The following is a 16256-nucleotide window of genomic DNA, read 5'->3' as shown; positions in this document are numbered from 1 at the left end:
CGCCTACATCGTCAAGTTAGTTCCGCCGCCATCCAAGAGGATGTTCTGGCCCACGATAAAGCCCGCATGTTGCGAACATAGGAACGCACAGGCAGCCCCAAATTCCTGCCGTGTGCCATAGCGGCGCGCGGGGATCGTGGCGGCGCGTTCGGCCCGCGCCTCGTCCATCGAAATGTTCTTTTGCAAGGAAACCCCGCTGTCCAGCGCATCCGCGCGGTCGGTGGCGTGGATACCGGGCAGCAGGTTGTTGATCGTCACCCCTTGCGGGGCCACCTGCCGCGCGGTTCCGGCCACATAGCCGGTCAACCCCGTCCGCGCCGCGTTCGACAGGCCCAGAACGGCGATGGGCGCACGCACGGATTGTGACGTGATATTCACCACACGCCCCCAACCCTTGTCCATCATTCCCGGCAGAAGCGCCTTCATGAACGCAATCGGTGTCAGCATGTTGGCATCCAGCGCCTTGATGAAATCCTCACGCTCCCAATCCGACCACATGCCCGGAGGCGGCCCACCGGCGTTTGTCACAAGGATATCAATACCCTGCGCGGTGTCGATCACCTGCGCCTGCCCCTCGGACGAGGTCACATCACAAGCCACCGTCTGAACATCCACGCCATGGGTGTCCCGCAAGCGCGCGGCCTCGGCCTTAAGCGCCTCGGCGCCGCGGGCGTTCATGACCAGATCAACACCGGCCTCGGCCAAAGCTTCGGCACAGCCCAAACCCAAACCCTTGCTGCTGGCACAGACCAGCGCGCGTTTTCCTTTGATACCAAGATCCATGTGATCCTCCCCATCTGTTGTTGCCCACATGTCCAGCACTGGCCAGATGGGGAAAACCAGTCGTTAGCGATCAGTAAAAGAACTCTTCCCGCACGATCTTTCCATCTGCGACATGATAGACACCAACCTCTTTCATATCAAAGGCTTCGCCAGTTTCCTTCACCTTGCCCTGCACTTCAAAGATCACGGCAAAGCGGTCCTCACCATGTGGCATCGGATCACTCACAGACGCGCCTGAGACCTCATGCGCGCCTTCCCACCATTCATGCTTGCCGCGGATTGCATCCCGGCCATGGGTTTCGCGACCCATATCCATGAAATCCTGCGCCTCGACCGAGACGGCATCCTCGGCATAGAGCTTTTCAAGATTTTCCTTGGCGCGGTCCTCACGGCAGCCTGCGACCAGTTCGGCGGCGATTTCGTTTAAATTCATTGATCCTCTCCATTATTTGTTCCCTATATGTTCTTATTGCCATAGGTGTACGATTCGAACCACCCCCTTTGTCTTGCCTCGGCGGGTTTCCCCGCCTATACGCGCGGTCATGCTTGATACCTCGAACCAACCCACCCTGCCGCCCGAGATCGCCCGTCGCCGGACCTTCGCGATCATCTCGCACCCCGATGCGGGCAAGACGACGCTGACGGAAAAGTTCCTGTTGTACGGGGGCGCGATCCAGATGGCCGGTCAGGTGCGCGCCAAGGGTGAGGCGCGGCGCACACGGTCGGACTTCATGCAGATGGAGAAGGATCGCGGTATCTCGGTTTCCGCCTCGGCCATGTCGTTCGACTATGGGAATTTTCGATTCAATCTGGTGGACACACCCGGCCACAGCGATTTTTCCGAGGATACCTATCGCACCCTGACGGCGGTGGACGCCGCCGTGATGGTGATCGACGGCGCGAAAGGTGTGGAAAGCCAGACCCAGAAACTGTTCGAGGTTTGCCGCCTGCGCGATCTGCCCATCCTGACCTTTTGTAACAAGATGGACCGCGAAAGCCGCGATACGTTCGAGATCATCGACGAGATTCAAGAAATGCTGGCCATCGACGTCACGCCCGCCGCGTGGCCGATTGGCGTGGGGCGCGACTTCATCGGCTGCTATGACATGCTGCGCGACCGGCTGGAACTGATGGACCGCGCCGACCGTAACAAGGTGGCCGAGAGCATTCAGATCGACGGTCTGGATGACCCGAAACTGGCCGAACACGTGCCCGAGCACCTGCTTGAGAAGCTGTTGGAAGAGGTCGAGATGGCGCGCGAATTGCTGCCCGCTCTGGACCCGCAGGCGGTGCTGGAGGGGCATATGACCCCGATCTGGTTCGGCTCGGCGATCAACTCCTTTGGCGTCAAAGAACTTATGGAGGGCATCGGCGCCTATGGCCCGCAGCCTCAGGTGCAATCGGCCGAACCCCGTCAGATCGCGCCAGATGAAAAGAAGGTCGCAGGCTTTGTCTTCAAGGTGCAGGCCAATATGGACCCCAAGCACCGCGACCGGGTGGCCTTTGTGCGGATGGCGAGCGGTCACTTCAAGCGCGGCATGAAGCTGACCCACGTGCGGTCCAAGAAACCCATGGCAATCTCAAACCCAGTGCTGTTTCTGGCCTCGGATCGCGAACTGGCCGAAGAGGCCTGGGCCGGTGACATTATCGGCATCCCCAACCACGGCCAGTTGCGCATCGGTGACACACTGACCGAAGGCGAAGCGATCCGCGTCACCGGCATCCCGTCCTTCGCACCAGAACTGCTGCAAACCGTCCGTCCGGGCGACCCGATGAAGGCCAAGCATCTCGAGAAAGCCCTCATGCAATTCGCCGAAGAAGGCGCGGCCAAGGTGTTCAAACCCTCGATCGGCTCGGGCTTTATCGTCGGTGTCGTAGGCGCACTGCAATTCGAAGTGCTAGCCAGCCGGATCGAGATGGAATACGGCCTGCCCGTGCGGTTCGAGGCGTCTCAGTTCACCTCTGCCCGCTGGGTCAGTGGTGACAAGCTGGCGGTGGACAAATTCGTCAACGCCAACAAACAGCACATCGCGCATGATCATGACGGCGACATCGTCTATCTGACGCGCCTGCAATGGGATATCGATCGGGTGGTGCGGGACTATCCCGACCTTACTCTGACGGCCACCAAGGAAATGATGGCGTGACCGGCCAAAGGGCCGCGCATGGGCGCTAAACCGACCTGGGGAATTGTCTCGACGGTCTGGGGGACGGCCCCGGACATTCTGCGCTTTGTAGCCTATCACCTCGACCTTGGGGTTGATCGGATGCATGTCTATCTGGACGAGCCCTGCCCCAAGGCGTTCAATGCCTTGAATCGCCACCCAAAGGTTGAGGTCCGCAATTGCGACGACGGGTTCTGGGCCAATCGTCAGCGGGCGCGCCCCGACAAGCATCAGGTACGCCAGACAGCGAATGCCTCGTTCACTTATCGAAAGGCCAGCGAAGACTGGTTGCTGCATATTGATCTCGACGAGTTTCTGTGGCCCGACCGCCCGGTGGCCGATCTGCTGGCCGGGGTCGCACCGGATACCCCCTTTGTCCGCGTCCGCCCGGAAGAGGCTGTGGCCGAAGCCGAGGACCTGTACAAAGCCTATATTCCCTCGGGGCCTGATCGCACCGCGACGGTGCAAGCGCTCTATCCCAACTATGGGTCTTTCGTGAAGGGCGGGTTTCTCAGTCACCTGCAAGGCAAGGTTTTTGCCCGCACCGGTTTGCCGGGCATTAACTTTCGCATTCACGGGCTGTTCCAGCATGGAGAACGCCTGATCTGCAAAGCGGAACTTGCCGAGGCTGCGCTCTGCCACCGGCACGCCCCGGATTGGGATCACTGGCTGGCGCATTACCGGTTCCGGCTTGAGCGTGGGTCATACAAACCCGGAATGACACCAAATGTCCCGCGGGATGAGGGCGGGATGAACATGAACGAATTGCTCAGCTGGATCGAAGCCGAGGACGGTGTCGACGGCTTGCGCGCGTTTTTCGATGAGATCAGCGGCGCGCAGCCCGACGTGCGGGCACGGCTTGCACAACACGGGTTGATCCGGCATCGGCCACTGGAACTGGACCAAAAGCTTGCGAAACACTTCCCTGGAAGCATCTGAATTGTTGCATTAAATCTGCACAGTATCGGAGCACAGGGGTCTGAAACCCTCTTCATTTGACCCTGCCCTACGTTTTTGTTATGTCCCGCCTCAGCCGAAATGCGCGGGATGCGCATGGCCATCCGGGCCCGGCACACTTTCATACGCGCGGGCCAGGTCTAGTGTCCGCTTGAACCGGACATACATGACAAAGTTTAACGAACTGAACCTGAACCCAAAGGTCCTCAAAGCCATTGAGGAAGCCGGATACGAAACCCCCACCCCGATTCAGGCCGGAGCGATTCCACCTGCGCTTGAGGGCAAGGATGTGCTGGGCATCGCCCAGACCGGCACCGGCAAAACTGCCAGCTTCACGCTGCCGATGATCACTCTGCTGGCCCGTGGCCGCGCCCGTGCGCGGATGCCGCGTTCGCTGGTGCTGTGCCCGACGCGGGAACTGGCCGCGCAGGTGGCTGAGAACTTCGACACCTACACCAAGCACCTGAAACTGACCAAAGCACTGTTGATCGGCGGCGTCAGCTTCAAGGAACAAGAGGCTCTGATTGATCGGGGCGTGGACGTTCTGATCGCCACGCCGGGTCGTCTGCTGGATCATTTCGAGCGCGGTAAGCTGCTGCTGACCGGCGTTCAGATCATGGTGGTGGACGAAGCCGACCGGATGCTGGATATGGGCTTCATCCCCGATATCGAACGCATCTTCTCGCTGACGCCGTTCACGCGCCAGACGCTGTTCTTCTCGGCCACCATGGCGTCCGAGATTGAGCGCATCACCGACACGTTCCTGTCTGCCCCTGCCCGGATCGAGGTTGCTCGTCAGGCCACCGCGTCCGAGACGATCGAACAGGGCGTAGTCATGTTCAAAGGTGGCCGCCGCGACCGCGAGGCCAGCGCCAAGCGCAAGGTTCTGCGCGCGTTGATCGACGCCGAGGGTGAAGGCTGCACCAACGCGATTATTTTCTGCAACCGCAAGACGGATGTGGATATCTGCGCGAAATCGCTGAAGAAATACGGCTATAACGCCGCCGCCATTCACGGCGATCTGGATCAGTCGCAGCGCATGAAAACGCTGGACGGGTTCCGCGACGGCTCACTGCGCCTGCTGGTGGCCTCGGACGTGGCGGCACGGGGGTTGGATATCCCCTCGGTCAGCCATGTGTTCAACTTCGACGTCCCCGGCCATGCCGAGGATTACGTTCACCGCATAGGTCGCACCGGTCGCGCGGGGCGCGAGGGCAAGGCGATCACAATCTGCTCGGGCCGTGATGAAAAGGCGCTGGATGCAATTGAGAAGCTGATCCAGAAGGACATTCCCCGGCTTGACAATCCGGTCAAGGAAGAGCCCAAGGACGAAAAGCCCAAGCGCGAAAGAAAGGCCAAGCCGACGGACGAGGCAAAGGCCGACAAAAAGCCCGAGCGCAAGAAGGACTCGGACCGCCGAAAGGACAAGGAACCGCGTGGCCGTAGTCGCCGCAACGATTCAGGTCCGGCGGTTGTTGGCATGGGCGATCACCTGCCCAGCTTCATCGCGCTGAGCTTTGACGAGCGCCGTGCAGGCGTGACAGATCTGGCCGAAGCCGACGCCTCTTAAATCGTTAGCACCAGGGCCAGGATTGAGGCTCCCAGTAAAGCCATCCCGGCGATCTCGCGCCGGGTGATGGTTTCGCGGAAGAACAGGATCGAAGCAAACAGGCTGAGGATCAGTTCGACCTGCCCCAGCGCCTTCACATAAGCCGCATTCTGCAGTGTGAAGGCGAAGAACCAGCAAAACGACCCGCTCAGGCTGGTGAGGCCCACGAAGATGCCCGTGCGCCGCGTCTCCCACACCGCGCGCAGTTCGGCGCGGTCTCGCCACAGCAGCCACAGCCCCATGCTGACGAATTGGAATGTCACAACAACGGCCAGTGTCACCAAAGCGCGGAACCATGCGTCGATCTCGCCAAGCTGTAGTGATGCGCCCCGGTAGCTGACCGAGGAAAAGGCAAACAGAATCCCCGACCCCAGCCCCAGCCGTGACGCGCGATTGGTCAGGTGTTTCCACCACGCGCCGTCCCCCTCTGGGTTTTTCGACAGCAGCAGAACTGCGGTCAGGCCCAACAGAATGGCGACTAACGCTCCGGCTGAAATCTGATCACCCAGAACAAGGAAACCGACGATAGCGGTCTGGATCACCTCAGTTTTCTTGAAGGTGATTCCGACCGCGAAGTTGCGTTGCTTGAACAAGGCGACCACACAGATTGTTGCCAATATCTGCGACGTGCCGCCAATGGCCGCGAACAGCCAGAACATCGGTGGCATCGAAGGCAAAGACAGGTCGCTGAGCCGCAGCGCGACCCAAAGCGCCAGAACGGCCAACGGCATCGAATAGGCAAATCTGGCAAAGGTCGCACCTGCGGCGGACAATTTCACGCTGCTCAGTGATTTTTGCAGCATAAACCGCACGGTCTGAAACGAAGCGGCGGCGATGGTGACGGGTATCCAGAGGCTCATACCGCCCCTTGTGGCCGCAATTTACCCCTTTGGCCAGAGCGGATGGGGCACTGGGTCTTTGGCCCTTAGGAAATGGGCTCGAAACACCTGCGCGTAAGAGCGATAGACATAAGCCTCGTTCCGCGCCAAGTACGTGTCTTGCCCTGCGCGATAAAGGGCGGGCAATCGGTACCACGGCGCCGCTGGATTCATGTGATGAACCACGTGCAGGTTGTTGTGAAGAAAGAGAAATGCCAACGGCCCGCTGTCTTCGATGATCACCGTACGAGCAGAAGCCCGATCATGGGCGCGGTGCTCAAGAAAGGTGCGGATCTTCACCAAACCCAGCCCCAGATAGGCGGCCAACACATAGGCCCAGATCGGCATAAGCGACAGCGACACAATCCACAGCACCACCAGAACACCGCATAGATGGAATACCCAGGCAAGCAGGATATCTGGTTGCAAAATGCACCGCAACTCATTCCGAACGAACGCGAATTGACCAATAGCCGGACCTAGAGCGATGCGCCCCAGCAACGTGTTATTCACTGCCAACAAACGTTTTTGCCAACCGCGCAGACCAGCCCAGACCTGTGGATCCAGATAGTTCGATTCCGGGTCGTCATAGGGGTCGGTCAGCGTCGCGTCACGATGATGCGCCAGATGCTGGTCGCGGAACCGGCGGTACGGAATGAACAGTGTCAACGGCAACGCCATCAACGCCTCATTCAAAGCCTTTTGCCGAAAGGGGTGGCCGTGGATCGCTTCATGCGTCAGCGAAGAATGCAGTGCCGCCACGACGCCTGCCACTGGCACCGCTGCCCATAACGGTAGGTAAAACAGTACTGCCAACCATGCCCCATAGCACCCAATGATAAGGGCAAGGGTGCCCCATTCAGGCCCTGCACGCTCAGACATTGCGGCCCCATGAGATACCTGCCCATATACGTTCGTAAATCACGTAGAGCGTCAGGCCGATGGCCGTGTTGACCAAAGCCAAGCCGCCCCCGATCGCCGCTGATCCGGTTGCGATCAACCCCACAAAACTCATAACGACAAAGCCCACCGCATTCCACAATACGGCCTTCACGACTGATCTGCGTCGTGTCTCCATTCCGTCACCCATATTTTTGTTATGGCTTAAGAATTACGGATCACGCAGATGGTGAACATTCTGAATGTGATTAACAAAATTCATCACTTGTGATAAAATCAAACACATGTCCGCAAATATCGACAAACGAGACCGTGCCGCACAGTTCCGCCTCCGCCTTGCCCGCGCGATGGAGGAGCGGAACGTTAGCCAAAGTGCTCTGGCACGAAACATCGGCGTGGATCGCTCGACCGTGTCGCAACTTCTGACCGGCGATGGAGCTCGTTTGCCGAATGCCCATGTGGTGGGTGGCTGCGCGTCAGCGCTGGGGGTCTCGGCGGATTGGCTCCTGTCGCTATCGGACAGACCCGAAAGCGCGGCCGAACTTTTAGCCGGTGCGTTAACCGTGACCGAGGCCGCCCGCGCGTTGGTGGATGAGCGGATATTCGAATGGCACCAAGAGGCCGCCGGATACAAAATCCGTTACGTTCCAGCGACTTTGCCGGATATGTTAAAAACTCGCGCCGTTCTGGAATGGGAGTATGCACCACATCTGGGTCGGACGGCAGATCAAGCCATCGGCGCGTCCGAAGACCGGTTAACCTGGATGCGCCGGGCGCAATCGGACTACGAAATTGCCATGCCCTTGTTTGAAATCGAAAGCTTCGCAAGCGCATCTGGGTACTACCGAGGGCTGGATCTGCAAACACGTCAGGATCAGATCGACCACCTACTGGCGCTGTGCGACCAACTCTATCCCCGCCTGCGCATCTATCTGTTTGATGCAAAAAGGCTTTATTCGGCACCAGTCACGATCTTTGGCCCCTTGCTCTGCGTGTTCTATGCTGGCAGCCACTATATGGCGTTCCGCGACCGCGACCGGATCGAAACGTTCACCCGCCATTTTGACACTCTGGTCCGCGAGGCCGACGTCACCGCGCGGGATTTTCCCGGCCATCTGCGCGCATTACGTGACAGTATGCGTTGAACTCAATCCTGTGCTATCGTCACTGGGCGCGAACCCTTTCGCATTCCGATAATGAACGGAGGAGCACAGGAATGGACGCAATGCAAACCGCCCAATACGCACGGGCCTTATATTCCGCCCACGGAGACAGAGCCGAGGCTGAAGCCGCGCAGAAGATGCGCGAATGCGAGGCCGCCGGAAATATGCAACAGGCGCAGGACTGGCAGGCGGTCCGCCAGACCATCCGCCAGATTCGTGGTCCCAATCAGGGCTAGATCTTGGGGTCGGGGTTGACGGTATGCCCGTCCACCGCGATCACTTGCCCAGATACCAGACGCGCCGCGTCTGACGCCAGAAACACGGCCATATCGGCAACGTCGCGCCCCTCGACAAACCGCCCCATCGAGGTGCCCGCGGCATAGCCGTTATACACCTGATCTCGCGTCATGCCTTTGGCGTTGGCCTCGCGGGCCAGAACGCCCTCCATCCGGGGACCTTCGACCGCGCCGGGGCAGATCGTGTTGCAACGCACGCCGTGGGGGCCAAGCTCCATCGCCAGTGTTTTGGCCAGCCCGATGACACCCCATTTCGCCGCCGCATAGGGCGCGCGGTTGGGATAGCCGTATTGCCCGGCCGTAGACGAGGTGATGATGATTGCCCCACTGCCCTGACGCTTGAAGAGCGGCGCAGCGTACTTCGCACACAGAAACGCCCCCTCAAGGTTGACCGCCAGACAGGCACGCCATTCGTCAAGCGCCACATCCTCGACCAACGCCGTCGGCCCGGCGATCCCTGCATTGGCGCAGAGCGTATCCAGCCCGCCCCATTGCGCTGCAATCTCGGCGAACAGGTCGGCAACCGAGGGCTCATCCGCCACATCCACCTGCGACCGTTTCCAATGGTCCGGGCACGCGGTTAACGCCTCTGCGTCCAGATCGGCCACCCAGACCTGCGCGCCAACGGCGTCGAACGCCTCGGCCATGGCCCGGCCGACGCCCGAGGCCCCGGCCGTGATCAGAACCCGCCCGCTCATGCAGGTTTACGGATCGCCGCCCCCGCGCCCTCGGGATAAGGCAACCCGGCCTGCGCCTCGGCAATACGGGCCATGGCCGTCTCGATCTGCGCTGACGGAGCACTTGGACGGCGTGTGTCCAGACTGACATGCAGCAGAAAGCTTTCACCCGTGGCCAGCAGCTTGTCGCCCTCGTACATGCTGTGGAAAACGTGCAGCTTCTTGCCCTGCCCCAACAGCATCTGCGTGCGCACCTGAATCTTTGCGCCTGCATGCACCTCATCCACATAGCGGATGTGGTTTTCAGCCGTGAAATAGCTGCCGCCCGAGGCGATATAATCCGCATCACAACCGATGATCTCCATGAACCGGTCGGTGGCAGCGGCAAAGGCCTCCAGATAGCGCGCCTCGTTCATGTGGCCGTTATAGTCGGTCCAATCCAGCGGCACCGCGCGCGACAAGGTCAGGATCGGTTGGCTCAGATCGGCCTCCTCCATCGTCGGCAGAGCACCGGGTTTCAGCAGCGCGTCATGCTGGTTCAGCACAGCCCCTGCCCCGTAATCTTGCGCCTTAAGCGCCCGCATCATCCCCACGAGGTTGTTGTCGCGAATCCGCTCCAGTTCGCGGATCGAATGCATCCCCGATTGCGCGTCAGACTGATCGGCGATCAGATCGACCAGCTCATCGGTGAACTCGGGCACATCCATCAGCTTGGTCCAGGGCCATTTCAACGCCGGTCCGAACTGCGCCATAAAGTGCCGCATCCCGGCCTCGCCCCCCGCCACGCGATAGGTCTCGAACAGACCCATCTGGGCCCAGCGGATGCCGAATCCCATGCGGATCGCCTCATCCACCTCTTCGGTGGTGGCGATGCCGTCCTTGACCAGCCACAGCGCCTCGCGCCAAACCGCTTCAAGGAAACGGTCAGCGATATGGGCGTCGATTTCTTTCTTGATATGCAGGGGAAAGAACCCCACCGATTTCAGCAGCCTCTGCGCGCGCTCGACCATCTCGGACGGGTTCTTGTCCGTCGGCACCAGTTCGATCAGCGGCAGCAAGTACACCGGGTTGAACGGATGCGTCACCACAATCTGTTCGGGCCGTAACGCGCCCTCTTGCAGTTCCGAGGGTTTGAACCCGCTGGTCGACGAGCCGATGATTGCGCCCCGATCACACGCCTCCTGCAACCCCCTGTAAACCTTCAGCTTCAGGTCCAGCCGCTCGGGCACACTTTCCTGAATCCACTCCGCGCCCTGCACAGCCTCGGCCATATCTTCATGGAAACTAAGCGCACCCTCGGGTGGCAACGGAACATCATTCAGCCCCGGCAACGAACGCCGCGCATTGTCCAGGACCTCTCCAATCTTGCGCTCAGCCTCAGGATCAGGGTCAAAAACCCGAACATCCCACCCGTTCAGTAGAAACCGCGCGGCCCATCCGCCGCCGATCACACCACCACCAATGATTGCCGCTGTTTTCAAGTCGATCCGCCTCTTCATCTGGCTAAAAATACCTCGGGGGTCGCCTTCTGTGGCGCCACTGGGACAAGCCCAGATGGCGACGGGGCTGGCCCCCAATCACGTTTACTTCGTGACCGGCGCGCGCTTGGTCAAACCCAGCTTCTCGCGCACATCAGCAGGCCCGATAACCTTAGCCCCCATATTCTCGATGATCGTCCCCGCACGCTCGACCAACTGCCAATTCTCGGCCAGAACACCCTTGTCCAGCCACAGATTGTCCTCCAGCCCGACGCGCACATTGCCGCCCGCCAGCACCGAGGCCGCCACATAAGCCATCTGGTTGCGGCCCAGCGAAAACGCGCTGAACGTCCAGTCATCGGGCACATTGTTCACCATGGCCATGAACGTATTCAGATCATCCGGCGCGCCCCACGGCACGCCCATACATAGCTGGACCAAAGCGTTCGGCTCCAGAATTCCCTCTTTCACCAACTGTTTGGCAAACCACAGATGCCCGGTGTCAAAGGCCTCAATCTCGGGCTTCACACCCATATCCGTCATCATCTGCCCCATCGCCCGCAGCGCGCCGGGCGTGTTGGTCATGACGTAATCGGCTTCTGCAAAATTCATGGTGCCGCAATCCAGCGTACATATCTCGGGCAGGCATTCCGCGATATGAGCCACGCGCTCTGACGCACCGATCATGTCGGTGCCCTCAGCCACCGGAAACGGGCTCTCGACGCCACCGAACACGATATCCCCGCCCATCCCGGCGGTCAGGTTCAGCACCACATCCACATCCGCATCGCGAATCCGGTCCGTCACCTCGCGATACAGGTCCAGCCGTCGGCTGGGTGCGCCGGTTTCGGGGTCGCGCACATGGCAATGCACCACCGCCGCCCCGGCCTTAGCCGCCGCAATCGCGCTGTCGGCAATCTGCTGCGGCGAGCGCGGCACATGCGGGCTGCGATCCTGCGTTCCGCCCGAGCCCGTCACGGCACAGGTGATAAAGACCTCGCGGTTCATTTCCAAAGGCATGGCGTTCTCCCCAGCTTATACCCGGTTTTGCCCTGAGTTTTCCCCAGACTTCTCCCCGGCAATCGATTTGCGTTACCCGCGACTCTGACGCAGCCTTGTGAAAACACTTGCCAAAATGCGAATCGAACTTGATGAAATCCGCAAAAAACATACTGCAACCCGAACATCGCGCCCTGAAAACGGCGGTGCTGGTGCTGGACGACTGCAATACGCTCAGCTTTGCATCCGCTGTAGACCCCATGCGCGCAGCCAATCGTCTGGCCGATCGCCCCGCCTTCGACTGGGACTATGTCACCGCCACGGCCCAGCCCGCGATGCTGACCAGCGCCCTGACCGTGCCGGGCATCCCTTTGGCCCGCCTGCAAGGCTGCGACCTGATGATTGTGGTTGCCGGGTTCCAACTGGCACGCCACGCCACCCCCAGCCTGCTGGCTGGTCTCCGCCGGGTCGCAAACACTGGCGCCACAATGGCCGGCATCGACGGAGGCCCCTGGCTACTGGCCGAAGCTGGCCTTCTGGACGGCCACGCAGCTACAACCCATTGGGAAGACTTGGACAATTTCGCAGCCCGTTTCCCCGAGGTCGACGTGCGCCCCGACCGCTTCACCGTCTCTCAAAACCGCCTAACCTCAGGCGGCGCGATCCCGGCGGTCGAAATGATGCTGCACATCATCGCCGCGCGCCACGGCGCAGGCTTTGCCGCGCGCGTGTCCGGCCTGTTCCTCTATGACGGAGCCCCCGACCCAGCCAAACCGCAAAGCCGCACCGGCGCGCCGCACCGTCACACGACCCTTACGGCCAAGGCAAACAGCCTGATGCAATCCGCGCTGGATGACCCGCTGCCGTTGGCCAATATCGCCGAGACATTAGGCACCAGCCCCCGCACCCTACAGCAACAATTCCGCCTGCGCCTGAACACCACACCGCAGGACCACTACCTGCAACTGCGCCTGGCCGAGGCCCGCCGCTTGGTCACCGACACCGACATGTCGCTGATGGATGTGGCGCTGGCCACTGGCTTTGGATCACAATCCAGCTTTGCCCGCGCCTTTCGCACTGCCCACGGCCTTTCTGCCCGCGACCTCAGGCAAGAGCGCGCGCACCCCACCCATCACTGACCGGATCCCCCTTCATCTGGCCAAAAATATCTCGGGGGAGTCGCCCGGAACGGGCGGCGGGGGCAGAGCCCCCTATCCACCTCCGGAAAGACTTTAGAACGGCATAGGATGTGCCCGATGCGCATCGCCAATCTCGCGCATCACTTCTTTGGAAAGTTTCAGCTCTTTCCCGTCAAGAATATGCGCAAGTTGCTCGACTGTTGTCGCTCCGAATATGGCCGTCATCACAAATGGGCGCGTGCGGCACCAGGCCAGTGCCATATGCACCGGGTCCAATCCATGTCTCTCGGCGATGTTCAGATAAGCGCTCACCGCCGTAAAAACCCGATCACGGTGGCGACCGCCCATATCGGGCACGAAGGACATGCGCGAGCCCTCGGGAACTGCGCCCTCTTGATACTTGCCCGTCAGGAACCCTGCCGCCAGAGGCGAAAACGCCATCAATCCAACGTCTTCATGCGCGCTCAATTCGGCCATGTCAGTGTCGAAATGCCGACACAGCAATGAATACTCGTTCTGAACCGATGCCACCCGCGGCCCACCGCCTGCCTCGGCCAGACGCAGCCACTGCGCGGTGCCCCATGCACTTTCGTTCGACAGACCAAAAGCGCGAATATTGCCCTTATCAACTTGCGCCTGCAGCGCCTCGAGGCATTCCGACATATTGTCCAACACATCGGCCGTGTTCTTGCCGGACGGAGCGTAGTTCCAGTTCTGGCGGAACATATAGCTGCCCCGGTTCGGCCAGTGGAATTGGTAGAGGTCGATGTAATCGGTCTGCAATCGTCGCAGAGAATTCTCGATGGCTTCGGGGATCGACTGACCGTTGATCGGCGCGCCGTTTCGGACATGGACCATGCCCGCGCCCGAATGCTTGGTCGCCAGAACATAACTCTCACGACGCGCAGCGTTGGCTGCGTTCCAGTTGCCAAGGTATTCTTCGGTGCGTCCGATGGTTTCCTTGGCGATGGGGTTGACCGGATACATTTCGGCCGCATCGACAAAATTGATCCCAGTATCCAGCGCCATATCCATCTGGCGATGAGCGTCCGCCTCGGATGTCTGCGATCCAAAAGTCATTGTTCCGAGGCACAGGTCGGTCACCATAACGCCTGTTCGGCCCAAGGGCTTCATTTCCATGTATCGATCTCCTGAAAACTAGCGCACAAGGCTCAGGCCTCGGCTTTCTTTTCCCAACGGCCCGCTTCTTCGGACCAGTATTGCGCTGAACACCCCGCGCCGGTCAGGGTCTTCCACTGCCCGCGCGCATGCTGAACGGCCTGTTCGTCATTGCCGTCGAACAGGATACAGACCCGTTCCAGAGCGTTCACTTCGTCCGGCCCTACCTGCGCACCATCCACCGCCATTACGCAAGCCGGGTCATTGGACACATCTGGTCCGGTCGTAAGCAAAATGGGCTGCGCCGCATCGTGCGGCCCACCGGCAAGCCCATGCGGCAGGAACCCGTCATCCGGCCCCAGCCACAGTTTTTCATCCAGCCAGTCCATCCGTGCGGGATCTGTTCCCCGCACGACAATCTTCCACCCGGCCTGCCGGGCCTTGTCCAGCAAAACCGGCAGCGTAGCTTCCAGCGGCTGCCGGGTCAGGTGGTAGAAATAGACGGCACCCATCCGATTACTCGAAATTGTCCTGCACAAAACGGCTCAACGCACGCACGCCCCAGCCAGTTGCACCCTTCGGAGCATAGGACGTCTCGGACGCCACCGAGGCAACACCGGCGATATCCAGGTGAATCCACGGCGTTTCCTCTTTCACGAAGCGCTGCAGGAACTGCGCGGCGGTGATCGAGCCCGCAGGCCGCCCGCCTACGTTCTTCATATCAGCGATGCGAGACTTCAGCTGCTTGTCATATGCCGCGCCCAAGGGCATCCGCCACGCGCCCTCGTCCTCGGCTTTGGCCGATTTCAGGAAGGCCTCGCAGAAGGTGTCATTGTTCGAGAAGACGCCCGCATTCTCATGCCCCAGACCAATGATTATCGCTCCGGTCAGGGTCGCCAGATCAACCATGCCCACAGGACTGAACCGTTCCTGCGCGTACCACATCACGTCGCACAGAACCAAACGACCCTCGGCATCTGTGTTGATGATCTCGACCGTGTCTCCCTTCATCGACTTGACTACATCGCCGGGGCGCGTGGCATTGCCCGAGGGCATATTCTCGACCAGCCCCACCAGCCCGACCACATTAGCCTTAGCCTTGCGCTTGGCCAGCGCGCGCATGGTGCCCGCAACGACACCTGCGCCGCCCATATCCATGGTCATGTCTTCCATTCCACCCGCAGGCTTCAACGAAATCCCACCGGTATCGAAAACAACGCCCTTGCCCACCAGTGCCAGCGGGGCATCGCCCTTGTCGCCACCGTTCCATTGCATCACCACAACCTTCGACGGACTGACCGAGCCCTGACCGACGCTCAGCAATGTGCGCATTCCCAGCTCTTCCAGCTTGTCTTCTTCCAGAACCTCAACCTCCAGGCCCAGATCCTTCATCTCGGCCAAGCGGTCAGCGAATTCTGTTGTTGTCAGGATATTGGCGGGCTCATTCGTCAGGTCACGCGTCATCCGCACACCGTCGGCAATAGCATAGAGCGGCGCAAAGGCGGCTTCGACCTCGTCGGGTTTCTGATGCGCAATAGTGACCGTCGCGGCAGGATCAGAGTCTTTGGTCTTGTGCGCGTCGAACTCGTAACTGCGAAGGGCGATCCCCATGGCCAGATCCTCGGAGCGGGTCTGGTTGGCCGCCATCACCAACAGCGCCTTGCCACCGGCCAGTTTCGCAAGCGCGACACCAGCCTTGCGGGCCTCGGCCACATCCGGGCGGCGCGCCAGGATCAGAATATCCAGCGCCTGGGCCGCCATGCCACCGGGCCATGCCAACGAGATCACCTCGCCCGATTTCACCTTTTCGAACTGTTCGCTTTCGACCAGCCGCGCGACAGCACCGCGGGTCAGGCGATTGGCCCGGCGCGCGGCAGGACCCATCTTGCCGTCGTCAGAAACGATGATCGCGACTCGGCCCTCGGCTTGCGCCATCATGTCCACGTCAAAAGTCTGAAACTGGATCGGGATTAGACTGCTCATTGGGAACTCCTGAAAATCTGTGACCCAAGACCTAGCCCGCCCCGATCAACTTGACCAGATAGCAGTTTTCCCCGCACTTCAATTGCAGTACAGTCCAGAAAAAATTCCGG

General features: G+C 60.4%; 17 protein-coding genes. 6 read left to right on the top strand and 11 right to left on the bottom strand.

Translation table 11 applies throughout. From position 1 onward, the window contains the following. Positions 1-3: 3 nt before the first annotated feature. Entirely contained in the window at positions 4-783 is a 780-nt protein-coding gene (locus ACR3EG_RS09035) for an SDR family oxidoreductase (RefSeq protein WP_480495040.1), read from the bottom strand. A gap of 70 nt (positions 784-853) precedes the next feature. After that, positions 854-1216 carry a nuclear transport factor 2 family protein gene (locus tag ACR3EG_RS09030; RefSeq protein WP_170354377.1) on the bottom strand — a complete coding sequence of 121 codons (363 nt, stop codon included), beginning with the start codon at positions 1214-1216 and terminating at the stop codon, positions 854-856. Between the two features lie 109 nt (positions 1217-1325). On the opposite strand from ACR3EG_RS09030, the gene ACR3EG_RS09025 reads away from it, so the two are divergent. From ACR3EG_RS09025 to ACR3EG_RS09015, 3 genes are all read left to right on the top strand, one after another. Continuing rightward, the gene (locus tag ACR3EG_RS09025) at positions 1326-2930 is read left to right on the top strand and encodes a peptide chain release factor 3 (RefSeq protein ID WP_480495038.1); all 1605 of its coding nucleotides are present in this window, start codon (positions 1326-1328) and stop codon (positions 2928-2930) included. 18 nt (positions 2931-2948) lie between these two features. Further along, positions 2949-3887 carry a glycosyltransferase family 2 protein gene (locus tag ACR3EG_RS09020; RefSeq protein WP_480495036.1) on the top strand — a complete coding sequence of 313 codons (939 nt, stop codon included), beginning with the start codon at positions 2949-2951 and terminating at the stop codon, positions 3885-3887. Positions 3888-4071: 184 nt separating this feature from the next. Continuing rightward, positions 4072-5475, top strand: a complete 1404-nt coding sequence (locus tag ACR3EG_RS09015) for a DEAD/DEAH box helicase (protein ID WP_480495034.1) — start codon at positions 4072-4074, stop codon at positions 5473-5475. Here ACR3EG_RS09015 and ACR3EG_RS09010 read toward each other — a convergent pair. Genes ACR3EG_RS09010 through ACR3EG_RS09000 form a run of 3 tightly spaced genes read right to left on the bottom strand, consistent with a single transcriptional unit; the run spans position 5472 to position 7470 of the window. Next, positions 5472-6374: an EamA family transporter gene (locus tag ACR3EG_RS09010; RefSeq protein WP_480495032.1), complete on the bottom strand. Its 903-nt coding sequence runs from the start codon at positions 6372-6374 to the stop codon at positions 5472-5474. The two genes, ACR3EG_RS09015 and ACR3EG_RS09010, sit on opposite strands and share 4 nt — an antisense overlap. A gap of 21 nt (positions 6375-6395) precedes the next feature. Continuing rightward, entirely contained in the window at positions 6396-7274 is an 879-nt protein-coding gene (locus ACR3EG_RS09005) for a fatty acid desaturase (RefSeq protein WP_480495030.1), read from the bottom strand. Next, entirely contained in the window at positions 7267-7470 is a 204-nt protein-coding gene (locus tag ACR3EG_RS09000; protein ID WP_170354383.1) for a DUF2061 domain-containing protein, read from the bottom strand. Before ACR3EG_RS09000 ends, ACR3EG_RS09005 begins: the two co-directional genes overlap by 8 nt. 106 nt (positions 7471-7576) lie before the next feature. Between ACR3EG_RS09000 and ACR3EG_RS08995 the strand changes: the two genes are divergently transcribed. Next, entirely contained in the window at positions 7577-8437 is an 861-nt protein-coding gene (locus ACR3EG_RS08995) for a helix-turn-helix domain-containing protein (protein ID WP_480495028.1), read from the top strand. A 71-nt stretch (positions 8438-8508) separates the two neighbouring features. Further along, positions 8509-8691 (top strand): hypothetical protein, encoded by a 183-nt coding sequence (locus tag ACR3EG_RS08990; protein WP_170354385.1) that lies wholly within the window; start codon positions 8509-8511, stop codon positions 8689-8691. Here ACR3EG_RS08990 and ACR3EG_RS08985 read toward each other — a convergent pair. The 3 genes from ACR3EG_RS08985 to bcoG form a co-directional block, all read right to left on the bottom strand. Then, complete coding sequence (locus tag ACR3EG_RS08985) at positions 8688-9449, bottom strand: SDR family oxidoreductase (RefSeq protein WP_480495026.1); 762 nt, start codon at positions 9447-9449, stop codon at positions 8688-8690. The genes ACR3EG_RS08990 and ACR3EG_RS08985 overlap by 4 nt on opposite strands. Further along, on the bottom strand, positions 9446-10927 hold the full coding sequence (locus ACR3EG_RS08980; RefSeq protein ID WP_480495025.1) for a carnitine 3-dehydrogenase: 1482 nt from the start codon (positions 10925-10927) through the stop codon (positions 9446-9448). The genes ACR3EG_RS08985 and ACR3EG_RS08980 overlap by 4 nt, the downstream gene beginning before the upstream one ends. 84 nt (positions 10928-11011) lie before the next feature. Beyond that, positions 11012-11926: a 3-dehydrocarnitine:acetyl-CoA trimethylamine transferase BcoG gene (bcoG, locus tag ACR3EG_RS08975; protein WP_480495024.1), complete on the bottom strand. Its 915-nt coding sequence runs from the start codon at positions 11924-11926 to the stop codon at positions 11012-11014. Positions 11927-12057: 131 nt separating this feature from the next. Between bcoG and ACR3EG_RS08970 the strand changes: the two genes are divergently transcribed. Continuing rightward, positions 12058-13044: a GlxA family transcriptional regulator gene (locus tag ACR3EG_RS08970; protein WP_480495022.1), complete on the top strand. Its 987-nt coding sequence runs from the start codon at positions 12058-12060 to the stop codon at positions 13042-13044. 93 nt (positions 13045-13137) lie between these two features. Here ACR3EG_RS08970 and ACR3EG_RS08965 read toward each other — a convergent pair whose 3' ends face one another. The 3 genes from ACR3EG_RS08965 to ACR3EG_RS08955 are packed head-to-tail and all read right to left on the bottom strand — an operon-like array spanning position 13138 to position 16146. After that, entirely contained in the window at positions 13138-14184 is a 1047-nt protein-coding gene (locus tag ACR3EG_RS08965; RefSeq protein ID WP_480495020.1) for an aldo/keto reductase, read from the bottom strand. 32 nt (positions 14185-14216) lie between these two features. Next, the gene (locus tag ACR3EG_RS08960; protein WP_480495019.1) at positions 14217-14675 is read right to left on the bottom strand and encodes a DNA polymerase III subunit chi; all 459 of its coding nucleotides are present in this window, start codon (positions 14673-14675) and stop codon (positions 14217-14219) included. Between the two features lie 4 nt (positions 14676-14679). Beyond that, positions 14680-16146 (bottom strand): leucyl aminopeptidase, encoded by a 1467-nt coding sequence (locus tag ACR3EG_RS08955; protein WP_480495017.1) that lies wholly within the window; start codon positions 16144-16146, stop codon positions 14680-14682. Positions 16147-16256: the final 110 nt, after the last annotated feature.

The sequence above is a fragment of the Ruegeria sp. AM7 genome (assembly GCF_056535965.1).
Note: the sequence above shows the minus strand (reverse complement) of the source record. Positions and strands in the feature narration are given on the sequence as shown.